Genomic DNA, 17077 nt, shown 5'->3' on the forward strand with positions numbered 1-17077 from the left:
CAGCTTTGAAAAAGGAAACCCGCTTTAGAGCGGGTTTTCTTGTTTCAAGCAACTTGTGTTGGTGAAGATGACTCCAAAAGTATATCTGTATAGGTAGCCAAAAGATTATGTATAGGTTGCACATAGTCATCCCAATACACAGTTTTTGATAATAATCGAATAATACGACTTAATCCTGCATCTCTACTTTCACCTAATTGGAGAATTAAATCATTAATAAAACCATGATTTTCATATGGAATTGGTAGTTGTTTAAGCAAATCAACTATTTCTTGCTCTTCTTCATCCAATTTATAGTCACCAAATGAATTTTCTAATAATAACGTTTGATAAATAAATTTTTCAGGGGATACATTCTGAGGTAGATTATATTGAAATATTGATTTTAGGCTTGCATTTTGAAGTTGGACCATTAAGGGATCATCTCCTACAAGTTTTGTCTTAAGTTGTTCTCTTTTTTCTTCTTCTGTTACATAAACATCACCATCTAAAATAAAAAAATGATTTTCTAACTGCTTATTATTAAGAAACATTCCAGCAGCAATGGTAAAACAATTTGAAGCAGCACCATATCTGTCCACCTGAATATGCTTCTTTAACTTAAGTTTAGATGCAATTTGATTAACAATGATTTTCGAAAGATCATCTTCAACAAATATATTCACTGATCGAATTGGTCCACCAATCAAACGGGTGAGTGCATCTGGTTTAGTCTCGTTTAGACAATATGTTTTTTGATTTGAACTAAAAATATGTCGAATATTAATATCATCTCGCTCCACAACACTCTCTCTATGTGTTGTAAAAATTACTTGTAATTTCTTATCTTCTGCACGTTCTACAATTACCTCTATTAATTTTTTTAATGCTAGATCATGTAATAACAAATCTAACTCATCTACAAGAATTAAAGAATATTTTCCAGCTTCATAAATAGTTTTAAGAATATGAAAAACTTTTTGCTCTCCTGCACTCATACTTAAGGCTGAATACTTTAGATTAGCAACCTCTACACCTATAAACTCTTTCGAACCAGTTTGGTGACTATTAAATCGAATATATTGCTTATTTAAAATATACGAAGCTTTGGATAATACTGTGCTAATTTCAGGACTTTGCAAAGCTTGTGTAGCATAATTTACCTTAGATTGCTTTTTTTCTGATTCAATCATAGGGACGCATTTATCAATACCTATATAGTAAACCTCTCTTTTAAAACGATTTACATATCGAGGCGTCCATCTAACTTGGGTTTTTCGATACTCACGGACAATAATGTGTTCTTCTCTTTTATCTTTATAAGAATATTTAATTGATAAACATGAATCATTCCATGTCGCATCTGTATTTGGTAGAAAAAAATCACTGAATTTGTAATTTTCACCTTTACCGTTTTCCAATGGTGAAAAGGCAGATGCTAAAGCATGCAAAATGGTTGATTTACCATTTCCATTTGGACCAAGAATCGCTGTTACATTTTTACCTTGAAAATCAATCTCTAAATTTTTTAAATTTTTGAGATTTTCTACACTCATACTTATAAGTTTATGATCACTAATATTGCTCATAATGCGCTATTTTTCTACTTGGTTAGCTATATACTATTCTTTTTTATAAAAAATTCCACAATTTCACATAAGAAAATATAACCATCAAAAAAGTATCCTATATCGCCAAACTCGAAGACTTAGGACGTATTCAACTCTCAAAGTCCTTTTTTATGCGTGATTTCAGAATCCCTCTAAATCTCCCTTTAAAAAAGGGAGACTTTGTCATGTGATTAATTGGATACGCAGTGTTCCCTCTCCCTTTTTAAAGGAGAGGGCTAGGGAGAGGATTATTATTTAATTTTCAACATTTAAAATATACAATCAATCCAAAAATCACACCAAAAACAACATGACCATCAAAAAAGTATCCTCTATCACCAAACTCGAAGACTTGGGACGTATCCAACTTTCAAAGTCCTTCTTTATGCGTGATTTTCTCTATAGTGAAATTGCCAATTGGTACGGTGTATCCAATTTTCCCGACCATCCTGACATTGCCATTCGCACAGGTACAGAACTCTGCCAACAACTACTCGAACCACTGCAAGAAAAGTTTGGACGTCTCGCTATTCGTTCAGCATATCGTTCACTAAGCGTCAACCAACTTGGCAATGAAAAGGGACATAACTGCGCAACCAACGAGAAAAACTTTGCCAGTCATATTTGGGACTACCCCGATGCAAAAGGTTATGGGGCAACGGCTTGTATTGTCATCCCATCTTTTCTAGAATTGTATGAAAAAGACCAAGCGAATTGGCAACAACTCGCCTATTGGATTCATAACAACTTAAACTACAGCCACCTACAATTTTTCCCAAAACTCTGTGCATTTAATATTGGTTGGCATGAACAGCCTGCACGGGAAATTTATAGTTATATTCAGCCAAAAGGTTATTTGCTGAGGGGTGAAGCTGTAAATCCGGAGTTTGAGAGGTTTTATCCTGATTTGTTGTAATTCTTTCTCCCTCACCCCCTTGCGAAGCAGTGCTTCTCATCCCATAGAGAGAGGGAGAAATCATTCCTAATTAAAAGCCGCTATAAATTTAATATTGGAAGTTCCCTCTCCTTTTAGCAGAGGGTTAGGGAGAGGTATTTCTAAAATGAAGCACTAGAGAGGCTTAGAGAAAGGTTAAATTCATGCTATAAAATCAAAAACAAACCGAAGAAAAATAAAAACATGTCAAATCACATTATCTTACTCAGCATTATCCTGATCATTCTTGTGTTCATCATTGGCGCATATCAGTCAAGACGACGCAAACCCATCAAACCACGGAGGCACACAGCCAGAGAAAGCAAACTGGCCAACCTTGCAGATGGTATTGAGCTAATTTTCACGCCCATTTTTTGGATTATTAAACTCATGATCGGGATATTCAAATCATAAAGCGGTTGTTAACGATTTTTTTGAATTTGATCATAAAATCGTGTCTGTCCCATATTGAAAATCACTCAAGAGGAATACAATCTGCACATTCTCCCATCCCGCCCTTACCATGTCGAAAAACCTCGCTACGCTGATTGGCTTAAGTGCCATTTTACAGTGGTCGTCTATCGTGGGATTGCTCAAAAAAATCAGTTTTAGTATTGGGCCTGATCTGGCTGTACTCATGATGTATAGCTTAAGCACCCTGCTCTTACTGGTTGTTTTTGGCGTTCCCAAACTCAAAACCATACCCAAATTTTATCTGCTCAGTGCAGCTGCATTATTTATGGTGTATGAAATCTGCTTTGCCTATGCCGTAGCACTCGCACAAACTGCACAGCAAGCCATTGAAATTAGTTTAGTGAATTATCTGTGGCCGAGTATGACCATCGCCATGCTGATTTTATTTCATGAACTAAAATTTCACAGCTTGGTGGTGGTGGGGCTCAGTATTAGTCTGGCAGGTATTTTTTATATCCAGACGGGCAACGGCGATATTCATTTAGCAACCGTCATTCACAACATACAAGCCAATCCAACCAGTTATATATTGGCATTTATTGGGGCGAGTTTATGGTCGTTATATTGTGTATTTACCAAAAAATACAGCCAAGGACATAACCCAATTGTGTTCTTTTTCGCGATGGTAAGTGTGGTTCTCTGGAGCAAGACGCTGCTCTTAGATCACGAACAACTGCCGCAACTTCTTAATATTGACTTGAATATTATGCTGTATATGTTGCTAGTCTCGATCGTGACTGGCTTAGGTTATGCAGCCTGGAATATCGGGATTAATCAGGGTAATATCGCGATGCTGGTCGCGTTATCTTATTTTAGTCCGATCTTTTCGTCTATCATTTCGATGTGAGTACTGAATACCAGTCTATCCCACACCTTTTGGATCGGTACGATGATGGTTACCTTAGGTTCATTTATTTGCTGGCTGTCAACCAACTGGGATGAAATTCGAGACCGACTGTTTCCGGGCAAGCTCTATAAAACTTAAACCACATTTTTGCGGTTTAAGTTTGACTGCATCTGCAATCCATTAACGGGTGATGCCTAATTTATTCCACACGTCAGGGGTCAAAAACGTCGTGACCAGTTTGCTCATATCGATATATTTGAGTACGCCACTTAGCTGACTTTTAATTTCCGGATTTTTCAGTATTTCCTGACCTGTGACCTGCCCAAGCTCCTGGAAACTTTCGCCCACTGCTTGTACTCCTTCAGCCTGAATCACCGCTTTGGTTTGGGTTGGACATTGCTCAACCAGAATCCGCTGTAAAACTGTTGCTAAATTTCTGTCGAGTGTTTCCTTTTGAGTTGCAGTTACATTGCTAAAAGCTTTTAGATCGGGATGATTACTCAATGCCACAAAGGTCCATTGCAAGACTGTGGCTTTATCGGTGGCCGTCGTGGATTTCATTAAACAGTCACTGAGCTGATCAACTGTTGGGCCGGCTGTCGCAACTTGAGTTGCACCCAGCAATGCTGTGGTCATGAAGACTGCCCGAAGACCCGATAAAGCTTTGAACCCCATATTTCTTTCCTTTTTCACCCGTTCAAACTGCTTGAACAATGCAGTTTCTTTGTAGCATGTAAAAGATTAGAAAACCTGTAGAACTCTGTAACCTGAGAGATAAAAAAAAGTCCCGACATCAGTCAGGACTTTTGGAATCGAATGAGGAAATCAGACTTACCAGATTTTTACCCGTTTATCTTCTTCCAGATACATTGGATCTTCTTGCTTGACGCTAAAGGCTTCATAGAAAGGTTTCTGGTTAAGTAAGGTCGCACGACCACGAATGGCTGCTGGTGAATGCGGATCTGTTTTTAACAGCTGTAATACCAGTTCCGGACGAACTTTGGCACGCCATGCCTGCGTCCAGCCAATATAGAAACGCTGATCTCCGGTATATCCATCAATCACCGGAGCAGGCTTGCCATTTAGTGAAAGCTTATAAGCTTCATAGGCAATTGCCAGACCTGAGTTATCGGCAATATTTTCACCTAAGGTCAGCTCACCGTTGACGTGATAGCCCGGTATCGCTTCATAAGCATTATATTGCTCGACCAGAGCTTTGGTTTTTTCCTTGAACTTTTTATCGTCTTCTTCGGTCCACCAGTTTTTCATGTTGCCATCTGCATCAAAGCGGCTGCCCTGATCATCAAAGCCATGACTGATTTCATGCCCGATTACTGCCCCGATTGCCCCATAGTTCACGGCATCATCAGCATTCATATCGAAGAACGGCGGCTGTAAAATAGCAGCAGGGAAAACAATTTCATTGCCCATTGGGTTGTAGTAAGCATTTACCGTTTGCGGCAGCATATGCCATTCTTCACGATCAACCGGTTTACCCAGTTTATCCAGCGCAATGTCATAATTGAAACTGTTGGTACGACGCAGATTACCAATCAGGTCGCCATCTTTAATTTCCAGCTTGCTATAGTCACGCCATTTATTTGGATAGCCAATTTTTACTCTAAAGCTTTTCAGCTTACGGTGTGCCTGTGCTTTGGTTTCTGCACCCATCCAGTCCAGTTTTTCTAGATTCTGTTCAAATGCCAGCAACAGGTTTTCTACCAGTTTTTCCATACGCTGTTTCTGTTCAGGCTGGAAATGTTTTGCGACATAGACTTGTGCCAGACTTTCACCGAGTACGGCATTAGTCATATCAACCCCACGTTTCCAGCGTGCCCGTTGCTCGGTCACACCGCGTAAGGTTTTGCTGTACATTTCAAAGTTTGCATCAGCAAATTCCTGGCTTAAGTAAGGTGCAGCGCCATCAATCAGATGGAATTTGAAATAGGTTTGCCATACATCGAGGGGTGTGCTGCTTAAAATCTTGTTTAAATCTTCAAAATAACTTTTTTGCGCCACAATCACGGTTTTGGTTTTTTTATCTAAACCCGTCGCTTTAAAATAGGTTTTCCAGTCAAATTCTGGCACCAGGCTTTTGACGTCTTTTAATGTATAGACGTTATACATTTTTTCGAGATTACGGTTCTGCACATTATCCCACTGAATTTTGGCAATTTCAGTTTCTAAGTTCAGGATAGATTGTGCATGTGCAGCCGCATCTGCTTCTGTTTCACCCGATAGCGTCAACAGCTTAGCAATATGTTTAACATAAGTTTCACGGGCACTTTTCAGTTTTTCATCGTCTTTTAAATAGTAGTCACGATCCGGTAAACCTAAACCACTTTGACCCAAAAACACCGCCATTTGATCAGACTTTTTCAAGTCAGGAATCACGCCAAATTCAAAAGGTGTACTGACACGGTTTTTTGCATAGTCTGCAAGCAACAAAGTGAAATCTTTTTTGCTTTTCATGGCCTCAATTTTGGCGATATCTGCTTTTAGCGGCTGGATACCTTTTGCATTTAAAGTTTCCGTGTCCATAAAGCTGGCATATAAGCTCCCCACTTTCTGCTCATTGCTGCCATAATCCGATTTGTTTTTCGCCAGCTCTTCTACAATGTCATGTAATTGCTGGGTCGAGTTTTCACGCAAAATCGTGAATGCGCCCCAGTTTGGCATATCAGCCGGGATTTCCTCATGCTCTAACCAGTGCCCATTTACATGCTGATAGAAGTCCTGTTGTGGTGCGATTTTTTTATCAAAATGTTGAAGATGAATCCCCGAGCCAAGTGCTGCAATAGCGGTTTGATCTGAAGCATAATTTGCAGAGGAAACGGCTAATAAAGCACTTACCAATGCGGTTTTTAGAAAAATTTTCAAAGCTTGCTATCCTCGCGCTTCACTGCGCAGTTGAATTTATCAATACGTGTTGACCTGATAATCAAACACTTAAATCTTTATAAGCAGCATATATGCCAATTTTTAAACTGGTCTTGGCTCTGCATGCTGTTCCTTCGCAGAAAAAAATAGGCCTGTCTCTTTTCAGATAAACAGACCTGTTTTTTAAAACCTGTTACCAGATGGAGATTCGTTTTTCAGGTGATAAATACATCTTGTCCCCTTCTTTAATCTCAAAAGCTTCATAGAAACTTTGCTGATTACGGACAGCGCCATTGCCACGTACATGACCTGTTGCATGGCTGGCAAGGTTTAGGCTATTTAACAGATATTCAGGATTACTTTTACTACGCCAGACTTGTGCCCAACCCATATAAAAACGCTGATCTCCACTAAAGCCATCAATAACAGGTGCTGTCTGACCCTTGAGTGATAACTTGTAGGCCATATGAGCGATCCCTAAGCCCAGGTTGTCAGAGATATTTTCACTTTTATTTAATTCCGCATTCACCTTATGCCCTGGCAGAGCTTCGTATTGTTTATATTGCTCGACTAAAGCTTTGGTGCGTTCGTTGAACTTCTTACGGTCGCGCTCGTTCCAGGTTTCTTCACCCTTGCCTTTGGCATCAAAGCGGCTTCCTCTATCGTCAAAACCGTGGCTAATTTCATGTGCGATAACAGCCCCGATGGCACCATAATTCACTGCAGGATCATGACTATCATCATAATAAAATGGTGCCTGCCAGATGGCCGCAGGTAATACGATTTCATTCAGCTTGACATTATAGTAAGCATTGGCTGTTTGTGGCGACATGTGCCAGGCTTCTGGATCGATCGGCTCTCCCACCTTGTCCAGTTCACGCTGGTAATTGAATAGCCGGGTCCGCTGGATATTACCAATCAGATCATCCTTACGAATCTCTAGGGCTGAATAATCCCGCCATGTTTTCGAATAACCAATTTTGATATTGATGCTATCCAGTTTATGCCGCACTTGTTTTTTGGTATCCGAACCCATCCAGTCTGCCTGATCCAGTTTCAGATGAAAGGCTTTACGGACGTTTTCCACCATTTCCAGCATCGCTGGGCGCTGGCTTTCATTAAAGTGCTTTTCTACATAGAGCTTGCCAAGCACATTGCCTAAAATACCGTTAGTTAGCTTCAAGGCAGACTCATTCCGTGGAGAACGTGCTTGTACACCCTCTAGCGTTTTGTCATAAAATTCAAAATGATGATTTTGAAAAACTTCTGTTAAAAATGGCGAATAACTATTGATCAGATTGAATTTCAAATAGGTTTGCCAGGTTTCAATTGGAACAACCTTCCATAACTGATCCAGCTGACGCAAATAATTAATCTGCGAGATCGCAACCTCTTTTCTTGCTCCTTTTAAGCCCAGTTCTGAGAAATAATTCATCCAGTCAAAAGAAGGCATATAGTTAATGATATTTTTAGTCTCAACAAGGTAGGTTCTCACCTCATCATTGCGTAGCTCCACAGCGGACCAGCTAATTTTTGCCAGTGCCTTTTCCAAAGCCAGGATGGTACGGGCATCTTCAATCGGCTTAGGCTGACCGGCAAAATTCAGGGTATTGGCGATATAAAGCAGATAAGTATTGCGAATTTCCTGTTGTCGAGGCTGCTCACTCAGGTAAAAATCACGATCAGGCATCCCCAAGCCACCTTGCCCTACATACATCATCGCCTTGGAAGAAGCTTTACGATCCTGATAAAAACGGGTAGAGAATGGCAAATTCAGATTGATTTTTTCCGCATAGGCAAAAAATTCTGCCAGATCTTTTTTGGTCTTGATACTTTCAATCCGCTGCAGGTCTTGTTGCAATGCCTCAAGTCCGAGCTGTTCTAGCCGATCGGTATCCATATAACTGGCATAAAGATCCGCGACCTTTTGTTCATTGCTACCTTGCGGATGCTGTTTTTTGGCCAGCTCATTAAAAATGCCAAATAACTGCTGGGTTGATCTCATACTCACTTCAGCAAATGCACCCGACAATGCCTGATCTTCTGGAATCTTTGCGGTTTTCAGCCAGTTTCCATTCACGAATTGATAAAAATCCTGCTTTGGATCAACCGTCCGATCAATCGCATTCAGATCAATTGCCGATTTTAATGAAGTTGTACTCACTGCATAACTCACAGGTGAATGTAGAAATGCACCCACAAGAATCAAATGACTTAAAATATGTTTTCTCAAGCGATAAATCTCATTATTGTGTATGTTAAAAATCAATTAGTTTTTCTTGCTCTGTCCATAAGCACAAAACTGATAATTTTTAAGCAAGAGATATACCAATAATTTTTAGAATATGCCGTTGAATGGGCTTGTATTTAACAAGAGAGATAGAGGAGAAAATCTGAGATGGCGGCGGGAAATTTACTCTGAAATGAGGTTCGATTTGCGACCCAATAATAATTAATTTTTATTCCTATCAACAGAATAACTATTTATCTTTTATCATTGATCTTCAAAAGAAAAATATTATTTTTAAGTTCTGCTATGCTTAAGAAATACTTTTTTCAATATCACCAATCCTTAAAGTAGATGACTTTTCATGTGCATCTACTTTGCCAAATAAATGATCAAACTGAATGTGAAAACAGTAGACTTATTTTAACTGCCGCAACTGATTCTTTGCCCCAGTATGGTTATAGTTGGTGGCCAGATTCTGCAGTACTCGTTTGGCCTGAACCTTGGAATTTGGAATACGGTTAGCATAGACTGGAATACTGCTTAAACAGCGTGCCACTAGCATGCCGGATTCGGTATAGACACGTGTTCCTTCTGTACCCTGTAATTTGCCATAGTTATAGGCACGCTGGGCATTATTGCAGGCATTGTTCAGGTTCTTACCGCTATTGATATCACGGCGTGCAGCTACATACAGTTTCATCTGCTGCTGTTGTGGCGTTTCGATACTACTTGTACGAGCAGCGGGAACAGCAATCACTGCCGGTTCAACAGCAGGGATTTTTATCTCTTTCTTATCGGCTTCTTTTTTATCTACTTCCTTTTTCTCATCTTTGACTGAGGTTTTGGCTGCATTCTTTTCAGCAATTTTATTAGACTTAGCCGTAGTTTTATGGCCCTGATAGAAATGACGCGCTTCAGACGAGCTTTGAAGCTTGCTCAGAATCCGTACTGTGCGGGTAGTATTATTCTTATCTGGCTGACGTTCAGAAATCGGCTCAATAGAAACAATCCAGTTTTGTCCTTGAGGCATCGTACATTGATAAGCACCAATGCCTTGGGTGACATAACGGTTTTTGCTTAAACGGTTTTTCTGTGCAGAATCTTTTACTGAAGCCAACTGGCTTTTGTATAACAGTAAAAACTTGCCGCCCCGTTCATGACAGTACTGGCTTAAAGTGGTTCGTGGATAGAGGGATTGTGGCTCTAAATGCTGCTTGGATTTTTCCCATGAATAAACATATTCTTTTGCCGAACCATCAGCCTGATTCAGGTTTCTTGTAACGATCAGTTCTTGAGGACTTGCATAAGGATGCTGCATATCTGATTTCATTTGCTGAATACTATTACATCCAGCCAGACTTGCTACACATATTGTTGGAATTATTAATTTTAGCTTCACTGCTTATCTCCCCCAGGCCTCTATAACATATAGCAAATGTGCTAAAACAACAATCTCAACAGATTGATAAATATAAAAATATAGCGAGACCTATCACTAAAAATGAGGAATAGAGTGCCTAATTCATCTAGCTTATAGCCAGATAAATTGATCAAATTAACATTCTTCAAGTCAACAAATACGCTGGATTATTCGCCAATTGAAAGATGAAGCAGTAGAAAAAAAGATATAAAAAAACCGAAGAAACAGATCAGTTCTCCGGTTACTCATTCAACAAAAATTAGAGATATTATTATCATGGATAATAACGGCAATTATGCTCTCTATCGCTGTCTGAATGAGATTATAATTTGAATAATTTCCTTTACGTACACTAATTATTTTTATACGCCATATTATTGGAAATTAAACAGCACCCTGGCTGGCCTTTAAAATTCTAGACAAGAAAAAATAGCTTGAATACCCTAATATTGGGATGTTTGGGTACCATTCATCCTAATTTTTTAGCACCTCTCCAGATCGTAATTTTCAATTGGATTTTGAATAAAAATTAATCAATAAAAAAGCCAAACCTATGATGGTCTGGCTTTTAAAATTGTCTATGAATATAAGAAAAATTAATCGAGATGGGATTCAAATGCTTTCAAACGTTTATAGATGGAGAGCAATTCAATAATCGTAGGCCAGGATAAAATCAGATATTGGAAGGATTCACGAACCTTACCGAAAACATTCAAGATCTGCATCATCAAACCCAGTGTAATCGCACCTGCGGCAATACTTGGAAACAAAATAAATAATCCGTAAATATTGTCCAGTTGCAGATACCAGATGCGGACCATATTGAAATAGGCATAGTGGAAATATAGCCGGAAATAATTCTTACGTACCCGGCTAAACAGTTCTTGCAAGGTGAGCGGGTGAGCGCGATCAGCATAATCTTCACCATAAACCAGCTCTTTACGATAAGCCGCTTCAACTTTCTGATTATTGAATTCCAGTCCAGGGAGTTTCATTCCGACAATCATTAAAATCACAGTTCCCAGAACTGCCCATCCGATCGACGCCCACATTAATGCATGCGGTATTTCACCGACAATGGGCAGTACTTTTACATGACTCGATAACTCATACAGGATTGGCAGGAAAGCCATTAATAGCATCAGAGATTCAATGAGTGAGACACTCAGCTGTTCCGTAGTTTTGGCAAAACGCATGGTATCTTCCTGAATACGCTGTGACGCCCCTTCAATATGACGTAACTTTTCCCAATGCGCCGTATAGTAGTCATTCATCGCCGTACGCCAGCGGAATACATAATGACTGACAAAGAACAGGTTAAACACCGCCAGCGTGACATAGACCATGGCAATATAAATAAAGGTCAATGCACCTTGATATAGTAGGCTGACATCTCCGCCCCCTTGGGTGAGCATATTCTGGATCTGGTCATAGAACGGACTATACCATTCATTTAAGACGACATTAACCTGCACCCCAAACCAGATATTGAACAGGATAAAGGCCGAGCCCCACACGGACCAGCGCTGCCAGGGATGTTTCGCTTTAAAATACCAGAAGGTAGCAAATATCGCGGTACTCACAAAAAACCAGAGATAGAACCAGAGAAATTTTGGCGCCCAGAAACGGCTGATTCCTATCGGCATTTTAAGATCATGATAACCTTCGGTCATACCCAAATAGACACCCCAGCCTGATCCCCCACTATGCCAAAGGCCAAGATTGATCAGAAACCACAGTACCAGACTACCAAAGAACCACACTGGTTGTGGAAAAAATGACTTAAACATTGGGGCTTAATTCTCCTTATAGATGTACGGGTCATCCAAATGACGCACAGTTTATTCTTATTTTCAGACTTTCAACGAACTGCAGCATAAATTTGCAATTCAATGTAAAAAATTACATACAAACACAAAATCGCTAAAGCTGAATTAATATCAGATTATATGATTCTTGCCTTAATACTAGCGCATAACGTACGCAATAGAATGGAGGAGATCATGACTGGCCTGTCAAAAAGTGACAAGCAGATTTAGCGCTAGATTGACTATTTGGTACCGTTTGTCTTTTTCTCTTCTTTTCGTCGGTAAATAAACTGAAAATATTCGAGTTTAAGAAACACAAATCGTTTGAAAATTAAATCTTAATCTCTATCCCTTTAATTTACTGACTTAAGCGCTTTTTAAGAAAAATTGACCGACTTGTTGACTTATGTCTCGGTTTTTCAAAAATTAGTTAAATGTGCAAAAATCATGTTAAGATTAAAAAACAGCGAAGTATCAATATTTGGGAATAAAAATATGGAAAGTTCTGTGATTGAATTACTTAAGCCAGTGACCTTGGAAAAGGAAAACTGTCACCCGATTATTTTTGAAGCTGGTACTGTTTTAAAAGTTTTGATGCAAACCCCTACCAGTCTTTTAGTCAGTAATGATGATGACTTTAACTTTACTATTCCATTGAAAGATGAGAACGATGTCTGGAGAGAGCTATAAGCACTCTGCTCTCCTCTTTATGGGGTTATGTCTACACCTAGTCTCTCAAAGATATAACCCTCTCTCTTCTATGTAGCACCAAGATTTTATAATTTATCCTTCCTTTCAAAACTGGCTTTAATAAAAAATTAATAGGCTGCGCTATATTTATATTTTATATTAAATGTGTTTTTAAATATTTCTAATTTAATGCCTATTATTTAATAGAAAGCTAATGAATTAATTTCTAGAAATATAAATCAAAACCATTTTTTTACATTAAATAATCAAAAGAGTCTTATTTATAGCACTCAAAATTACTCAATCACTTAATATGCAATACCTTAAATATCATTATTAATATATTAAAAATCACTGAAAAATTATTTTACAAATATACAAAGAATATCAATCTTTCCTACTGAATATTTCCAAATTTTACAAAGTAACTTTACATGTCAAAAGTGTTTCTTTTCTGCGCCTAACACCAATTTGAAAAATAGAATATGTTATAAAACTAATTAGATTAAAAATCACACAGTTTAACTCTAATTTTTAATCTATTTTATATCATGTACTTAGGTGGATTTATGTCAGGCATACATAGGGAACAAGATTTAGAAGATTCATCTAGCTCATCTTTTTATATATCGCCAAAGATGATTTTAAATGATTGCAACCTGAATATGGACTCAGACCAGGTTGTTTTATTTCTTGATATTGACGGAACAATCTCTGAATTTCACCCAGATCCAGATAAAAGTATAATTCAACCTGAAATTATAAATATATTGGAAAATTTACAACAATATATTCAGCTGATATTAGTTACGGGTCGTTCTATTTTACAAGCACAAAGACTTATTCATCCTCTGCAATGGAATATCGCTGGATCACATGGTCTGGAATTAATCTATCAAGCTGATTTAAAGACATTAATCTCTTTAAATAAGCCGCAGCTACAAGCCCTAAAACAATATATTCAGGAACAGGCAGTTCAAATCCCTGATTTGCGGATCGAGGTTAAAGATTATTCTGTTGCGCTACATTTTCGTGAACATCCTCAACTGGAAGATCGCGTACATGCCTTTGCGCTGGAATGTCTCAATCAGTTTTCAGACTTTGAGTTAAAAGCTGGCAAGTATGTTTTTGAACTGGTGCCCAAAGGTGCCAATAAAGGTTCAGCGATTCAACAGATTATTCAGCAATACCATCTCACTGATCATTATCCCATGTTTATCGGCGATGACCTGACCGATGAAGCCGGATTCAAGGTCATCAATGCCCTTCACGGCTGCTCAATCAAAGTAGGCCCTGGCCAGACCCTAGCACGGTACAGACTGGAAAACGTCTCTCAAGTTCAGGCCTTCCTGAAAGAATTTTTAAAGGTAATTGAAGTACAAGAACAACAACGATTGGAGAAATCACATGTCTAAACTCATTGTGTTATCAAACCGTGTGAATCTACCTAACCCAGAAAGTATGAAGGCTGGTGGATTGGCTGTTGCATTGCAGGATGCATTGCAAGATATAGGCGGTATCTGGGTTGGATGGAATGGCTCCAGAGTTGACCAGAACAAGGAACAGAAATTTCAGATTCTGAAACATCAGAATGTGGAATATCATACCAGTGCACTGAGCGAAGCCCAGTACCAGGGTTATTATTGTGGTTTTTCTAATAATGCCTTATGGCCGTTAATGCATGACCAGCATCAACGTGTTGAATATCAGCCGCAGGATTTTAAAACCTATAAAGATGTCAATTTGCGTTTTGCCAAACACCTGAAACAGGTGGCTTCACCACATGACATCATCTGGATTCATGATTATCATTTTCTGAGTGTTGCGCATTACTGTCGTAAATTAGGTATGCGCAACCGGATTGGGTTCTTCCTGCATATTCCTTTCCCCGAACTAAAACTTTGGCAAACGCTGCCTCCTTATCAGGAACTGGCCCGACATCTGGGAGATTTTGATGTCATCGGTCTGCAAACTCCACGCGATCAGGCCAACTGTATTGATTTCCTGGAACAGGTATTAAATATCCAGCATTGCAATGATGAAATCCTGAGTTATCAGTCTAAACGGATTTATGTGAAAGCTTATCCAATCGGTGTACACCCGGCGCAGATTCAGAAGCAGGCTGCTGAAAGCCAAGTCACTGACCTGCCCTTTGATCTGGATAAAGCACATGCCCATAAGACCATTATTTCGGTTGACCGGATTGATTACAGTAAAGGGCTGCTGGAGAAAATTCATGCATTCCAGGAGTTGCTGGATGAACAGCCTGAATTTAAAAATCAGTTCCAGCAATTACAGATTGCCTGCCCATGTCGACTAGATGTGAACAGCTATAAAAAACTTTATGAACAGTTCCAGGCTGCGGTGCAGAATTTAAACCATCAGCATGGCAATGCAGACTGGCTGCCTTTTGACTGTAGCTATGACACTTTGGGTCATGAAGCCCTGATGCAGCTCTATCGTAAGGCGGATATTTGCTGGGTGAATTCAATCCGTGACGGGATGAATCTGGTCGCCAAAGAATATATTGCTGCGCAAGATCCATTAGATCCAGGCGTATTGATTCTGTCTAAATATGCCGGGGCTGCCGAGCAAATGAAGGAAGCCTTACTGGTCGATCCTTATGATCAGGACAGTATGGCCAAAGCCTTGAAAAGAGCCTTGCGTATGCCTAAGTCAGAACGTTTGGAACGTTACCGCTATTTACAGCAAGGCTTAAAGAATTTCGATATCATTCGCTGGCGTGATCAGTTCCTGTCGGACCTGAAAAAATCACAAAGCTTGCGAATTTATCGACCAGTGGCCAAAGGCATCTCGACCCAGTTCAATATGCATGCATAAGTCTGAAAAGCCCATAAAAAACAATAGCTTTATGCTGGTGTTTTATGGTCTAGGCCGGCAATAAGACCTTCTGCTTTTTCTGATTCTTTGTGACCGGCAGTCAGATGGTTCAGGATTACAATGCTCATTAAAGCAACTGCGATGACCGTAAATACTAAACGCAAGCCAATAATTTCACTACCGAAACCTACCAGCGCTGGTCCGATCAATGAACCGGTATAAGCAAATACCGATACATAAGATAATGCTACATGAGAAGCCATAGTTTTTTGACGGCCTGCACGAGAGAACATCAATGGAACAATGTTAGCACTACCTAGACCCAAGATCGCATAACCGGTTAAAACGACTTGCCATACTGGTGCAAAGATCACCATGAATAAGCCTGCTGCAGCCAGTAAAGCACTTAGTAAAATAGTGATTTTTTCACCCAAGCTTTGAATGATGAGATGACCGCTAAAACGTCCAAGAACCATTAAGCCAGCAAAGAAACTATAAGCCAAACCGGTATGCGCTGCAGGTACATTAAACTGGGTTGCCAGATAAATACCGCTCCAGTCCATTGCTGCACCTTCAGACAGGAAAGATACAAAACAGATCAGGCCAATACCTAAAATTGCGAATGTTGGTAGCGCTTTTTTCGCAGGTTTTGCTGTAGCTGTATTAGTTTCTTCTGTAGTTGATGACTGACCACCTAAGCAGAATGGAATTGCCAGCATCGCAATCGCAAGCAACATCACACTTACGACCAGTGTGCCAGTTAAAGGTGCCAGACCAAATCCCATTAACGTGGTCATGCCCAATACACCGACCAGACCACCCAAGCTACATACGCCATGGAAACCAGACATCAAGCTTTTATCCATGAGTCTTTCAATCTGGGCAGCCTGAATATTTACGGTTACCCCCAAGGCACCAGCACTGGCACCAAAGAAAAACAAGGTAATTGCCATCATCAAGCTGGTAGGACTAATCGCTAGCGCTGGCAAGATGAACAGAAATGCAGCCAGAATAACAGCCAGTACTGTACGGCAACCAAACTTACTTGCCATACGACCTGCCAATGGCATTGCCAGCATTGAGCCAACTCCGGCACATAGCAAAAGCAAACCAAAGTCAGCATGATTCAGTAATAAGCGCTGCTGCGCATAAGGAATTAATGGCGCCCAGGCAGCTGTACTAAAACCTAGACTAAAAAAACACAGTGCAGTGGCGATTTTCTGCCAGAGATACGGTGATGGAGACTGAAGACGAGAAATTAACTGTGAATTTAACATTGTCATTCCAAGAGAAAGAGCTCAGGCATCCATTACCGATCATCCATAGAAAAACCCCGCGGACTTATAGCTGAAAAATATAAGTAG

At 39.6% G+C, this 17077-nt stretch carries 11 protein-coding genes and 1 pseudogene; 5 read left to right on the top strand and 7 right to left on the bottom strand.

Translation table 11 applies throughout. From position 1 onward, the window contains the following. Positions 1–44: 44 nt before the first annotated feature. Entirely contained in the window at positions 45–1568 is a 1524-nt protein-coding gene (locus FTV14_RS07700) for an ATP-binding protein (protein ID WP_180053693.1), read from the bottom strand. A 331-nt stretch (positions 1569–1899) separates the two neighbouring features. Here FTV14_RS07700 and FTV14_RS07705 point away from each other — a divergent pair, with 331 nt between their 5' ends. Beyond that, on the top strand, positions 1900–2505 hold the full coding sequence (locus tag FTV14_RS07705; protein WP_180053694.1) for a hypothetical protein: 606 nt from the start codon (positions 1900–1902) through the stop codon (positions 2503–2505). A 541-nt stretch (positions 2506–3046) separates the two neighbouring features. Continuing rightward, positions 3047–3982 (top strand): annotated as a pseudogene (gene yddG / locus FTV14_RS07710) (aromatic amino acid DMT transporter YddG). A gap of 42 nt (positions 3983–4024) precedes the next feature. Here yddG and FTV14_RS07715 read toward each other — a convergent pair. The 5 genes from FTV14_RS07715 to sbmA form a co-directional block, all read right to left on the bottom strand. Next, positions 4025–4519 (bottom strand): hypothetical protein, encoded by a 495-nt coding sequence (locus FTV14_RS07715; RefSeq protein WP_180053695.1) that lies wholly within the window; start codon positions 4517–4519, stop codon positions 4025–4027. Between the two features lie 156 nt (positions 4520–4675). Further along, the gene (locus FTV14_RS07720; protein ID WP_180053696.1) at positions 4676–6724 is read right to left on the bottom strand and encodes a M13 family metallopeptidase; all 2049 of its coding nucleotides are present in this window, start codon (positions 6722–6724) and stop codon (positions 4676–4678) included. 193 nt (positions 6725–6917) lie between these two features. Next, positions 6918–8957 (bottom strand): M13 family metallopeptidase, encoded by a 2040-nt coding sequence (locus FTV14_RS07725; RefSeq protein ID WP_180053697.1) that lies wholly within the window; start codon positions 8955–8957, stop codon positions 6918–6920. Between the two features lie 412 nt (positions 8958–9369). Then, positions 9370–10353: a hypothetical protein gene (locus FTV14_RS07730; protein WP_180053698.1), complete on the bottom strand. Its 984-nt coding sequence runs from the start codon at positions 10351–10353 to the stop codon at positions 9370–9372. A 617-nt stretch (positions 10354–10970) separates the two neighbouring features. Next, on the bottom strand, positions 10971–12164 hold the full coding sequence (sbmA, locus tag FTV14_RS07735; protein WP_180053699.1) for a peptide antibiotic transporter SbmA: 1194 nt from the start codon (positions 12162–12164) through the stop codon (positions 10971–10973). Positions 12165–12677: 513 nt separating this feature from the next. Here sbmA and FTV14_RS07740 point away from each other — a divergent pair. From FTV14_RS07740 to FTV14_RS07750, 3 genes are all read left to right on the top strand, one after another. Beyond that, complete coding sequence (locus tag FTV14_RS07740) at positions 12678–12872, top strand: hypothetical protein (protein WP_125279298.1); 195 nt, start codon at positions 12678–12680, stop codon at positions 12870–12872. 569 nt (positions 12873–13441) lie between these two features. Further along, a complete protein-coding gene (gene otsB, locus FTV14_RS07745; RefSeq protein ID WP_180053700.1) occupies positions 13442–14287 on the top strand; it encodes a trehalose-phosphatase in 846 nt (281 codons plus the stop codon). After that, positions 14280–15713, top strand: a complete 1434-nt coding sequence (locus tag FTV14_RS07750) for a trehalose-6-phosphate synthase (RefSeq protein ID WP_180053701.1) — start codon at positions 14280–14282, stop codon at positions 15711–15713. The genes otsB and FTV14_RS07750 overlap by 8 nt, the downstream gene beginning before the upstream one ends. A gap of 29 nt (positions 15714–15742) precedes the next feature. On the opposite strand, the gene FTV14_RS07755 is transcribed toward FTV14_RS07750, so the two are convergent. After that, on the bottom strand, positions 15743–16990 hold the full coding sequence (locus tag FTV14_RS07755; protein ID WP_180053702.1) for an MFS transporter: 1248 nt from the start codon (positions 16988–16990) through the stop codon (positions 15743–15745). Positions 16991–17077 lie beyond the last annotated feature (87 nt).

The organism is Acinetobacter sp. YH12236 (assembly GCF_013417645.1).
Taxonomy (GTDB): Bacteria; Pseudomonadota; Gammaproteobacteria; order Pseudomonadales; family Moraxellaceae; genus Acinetobacter.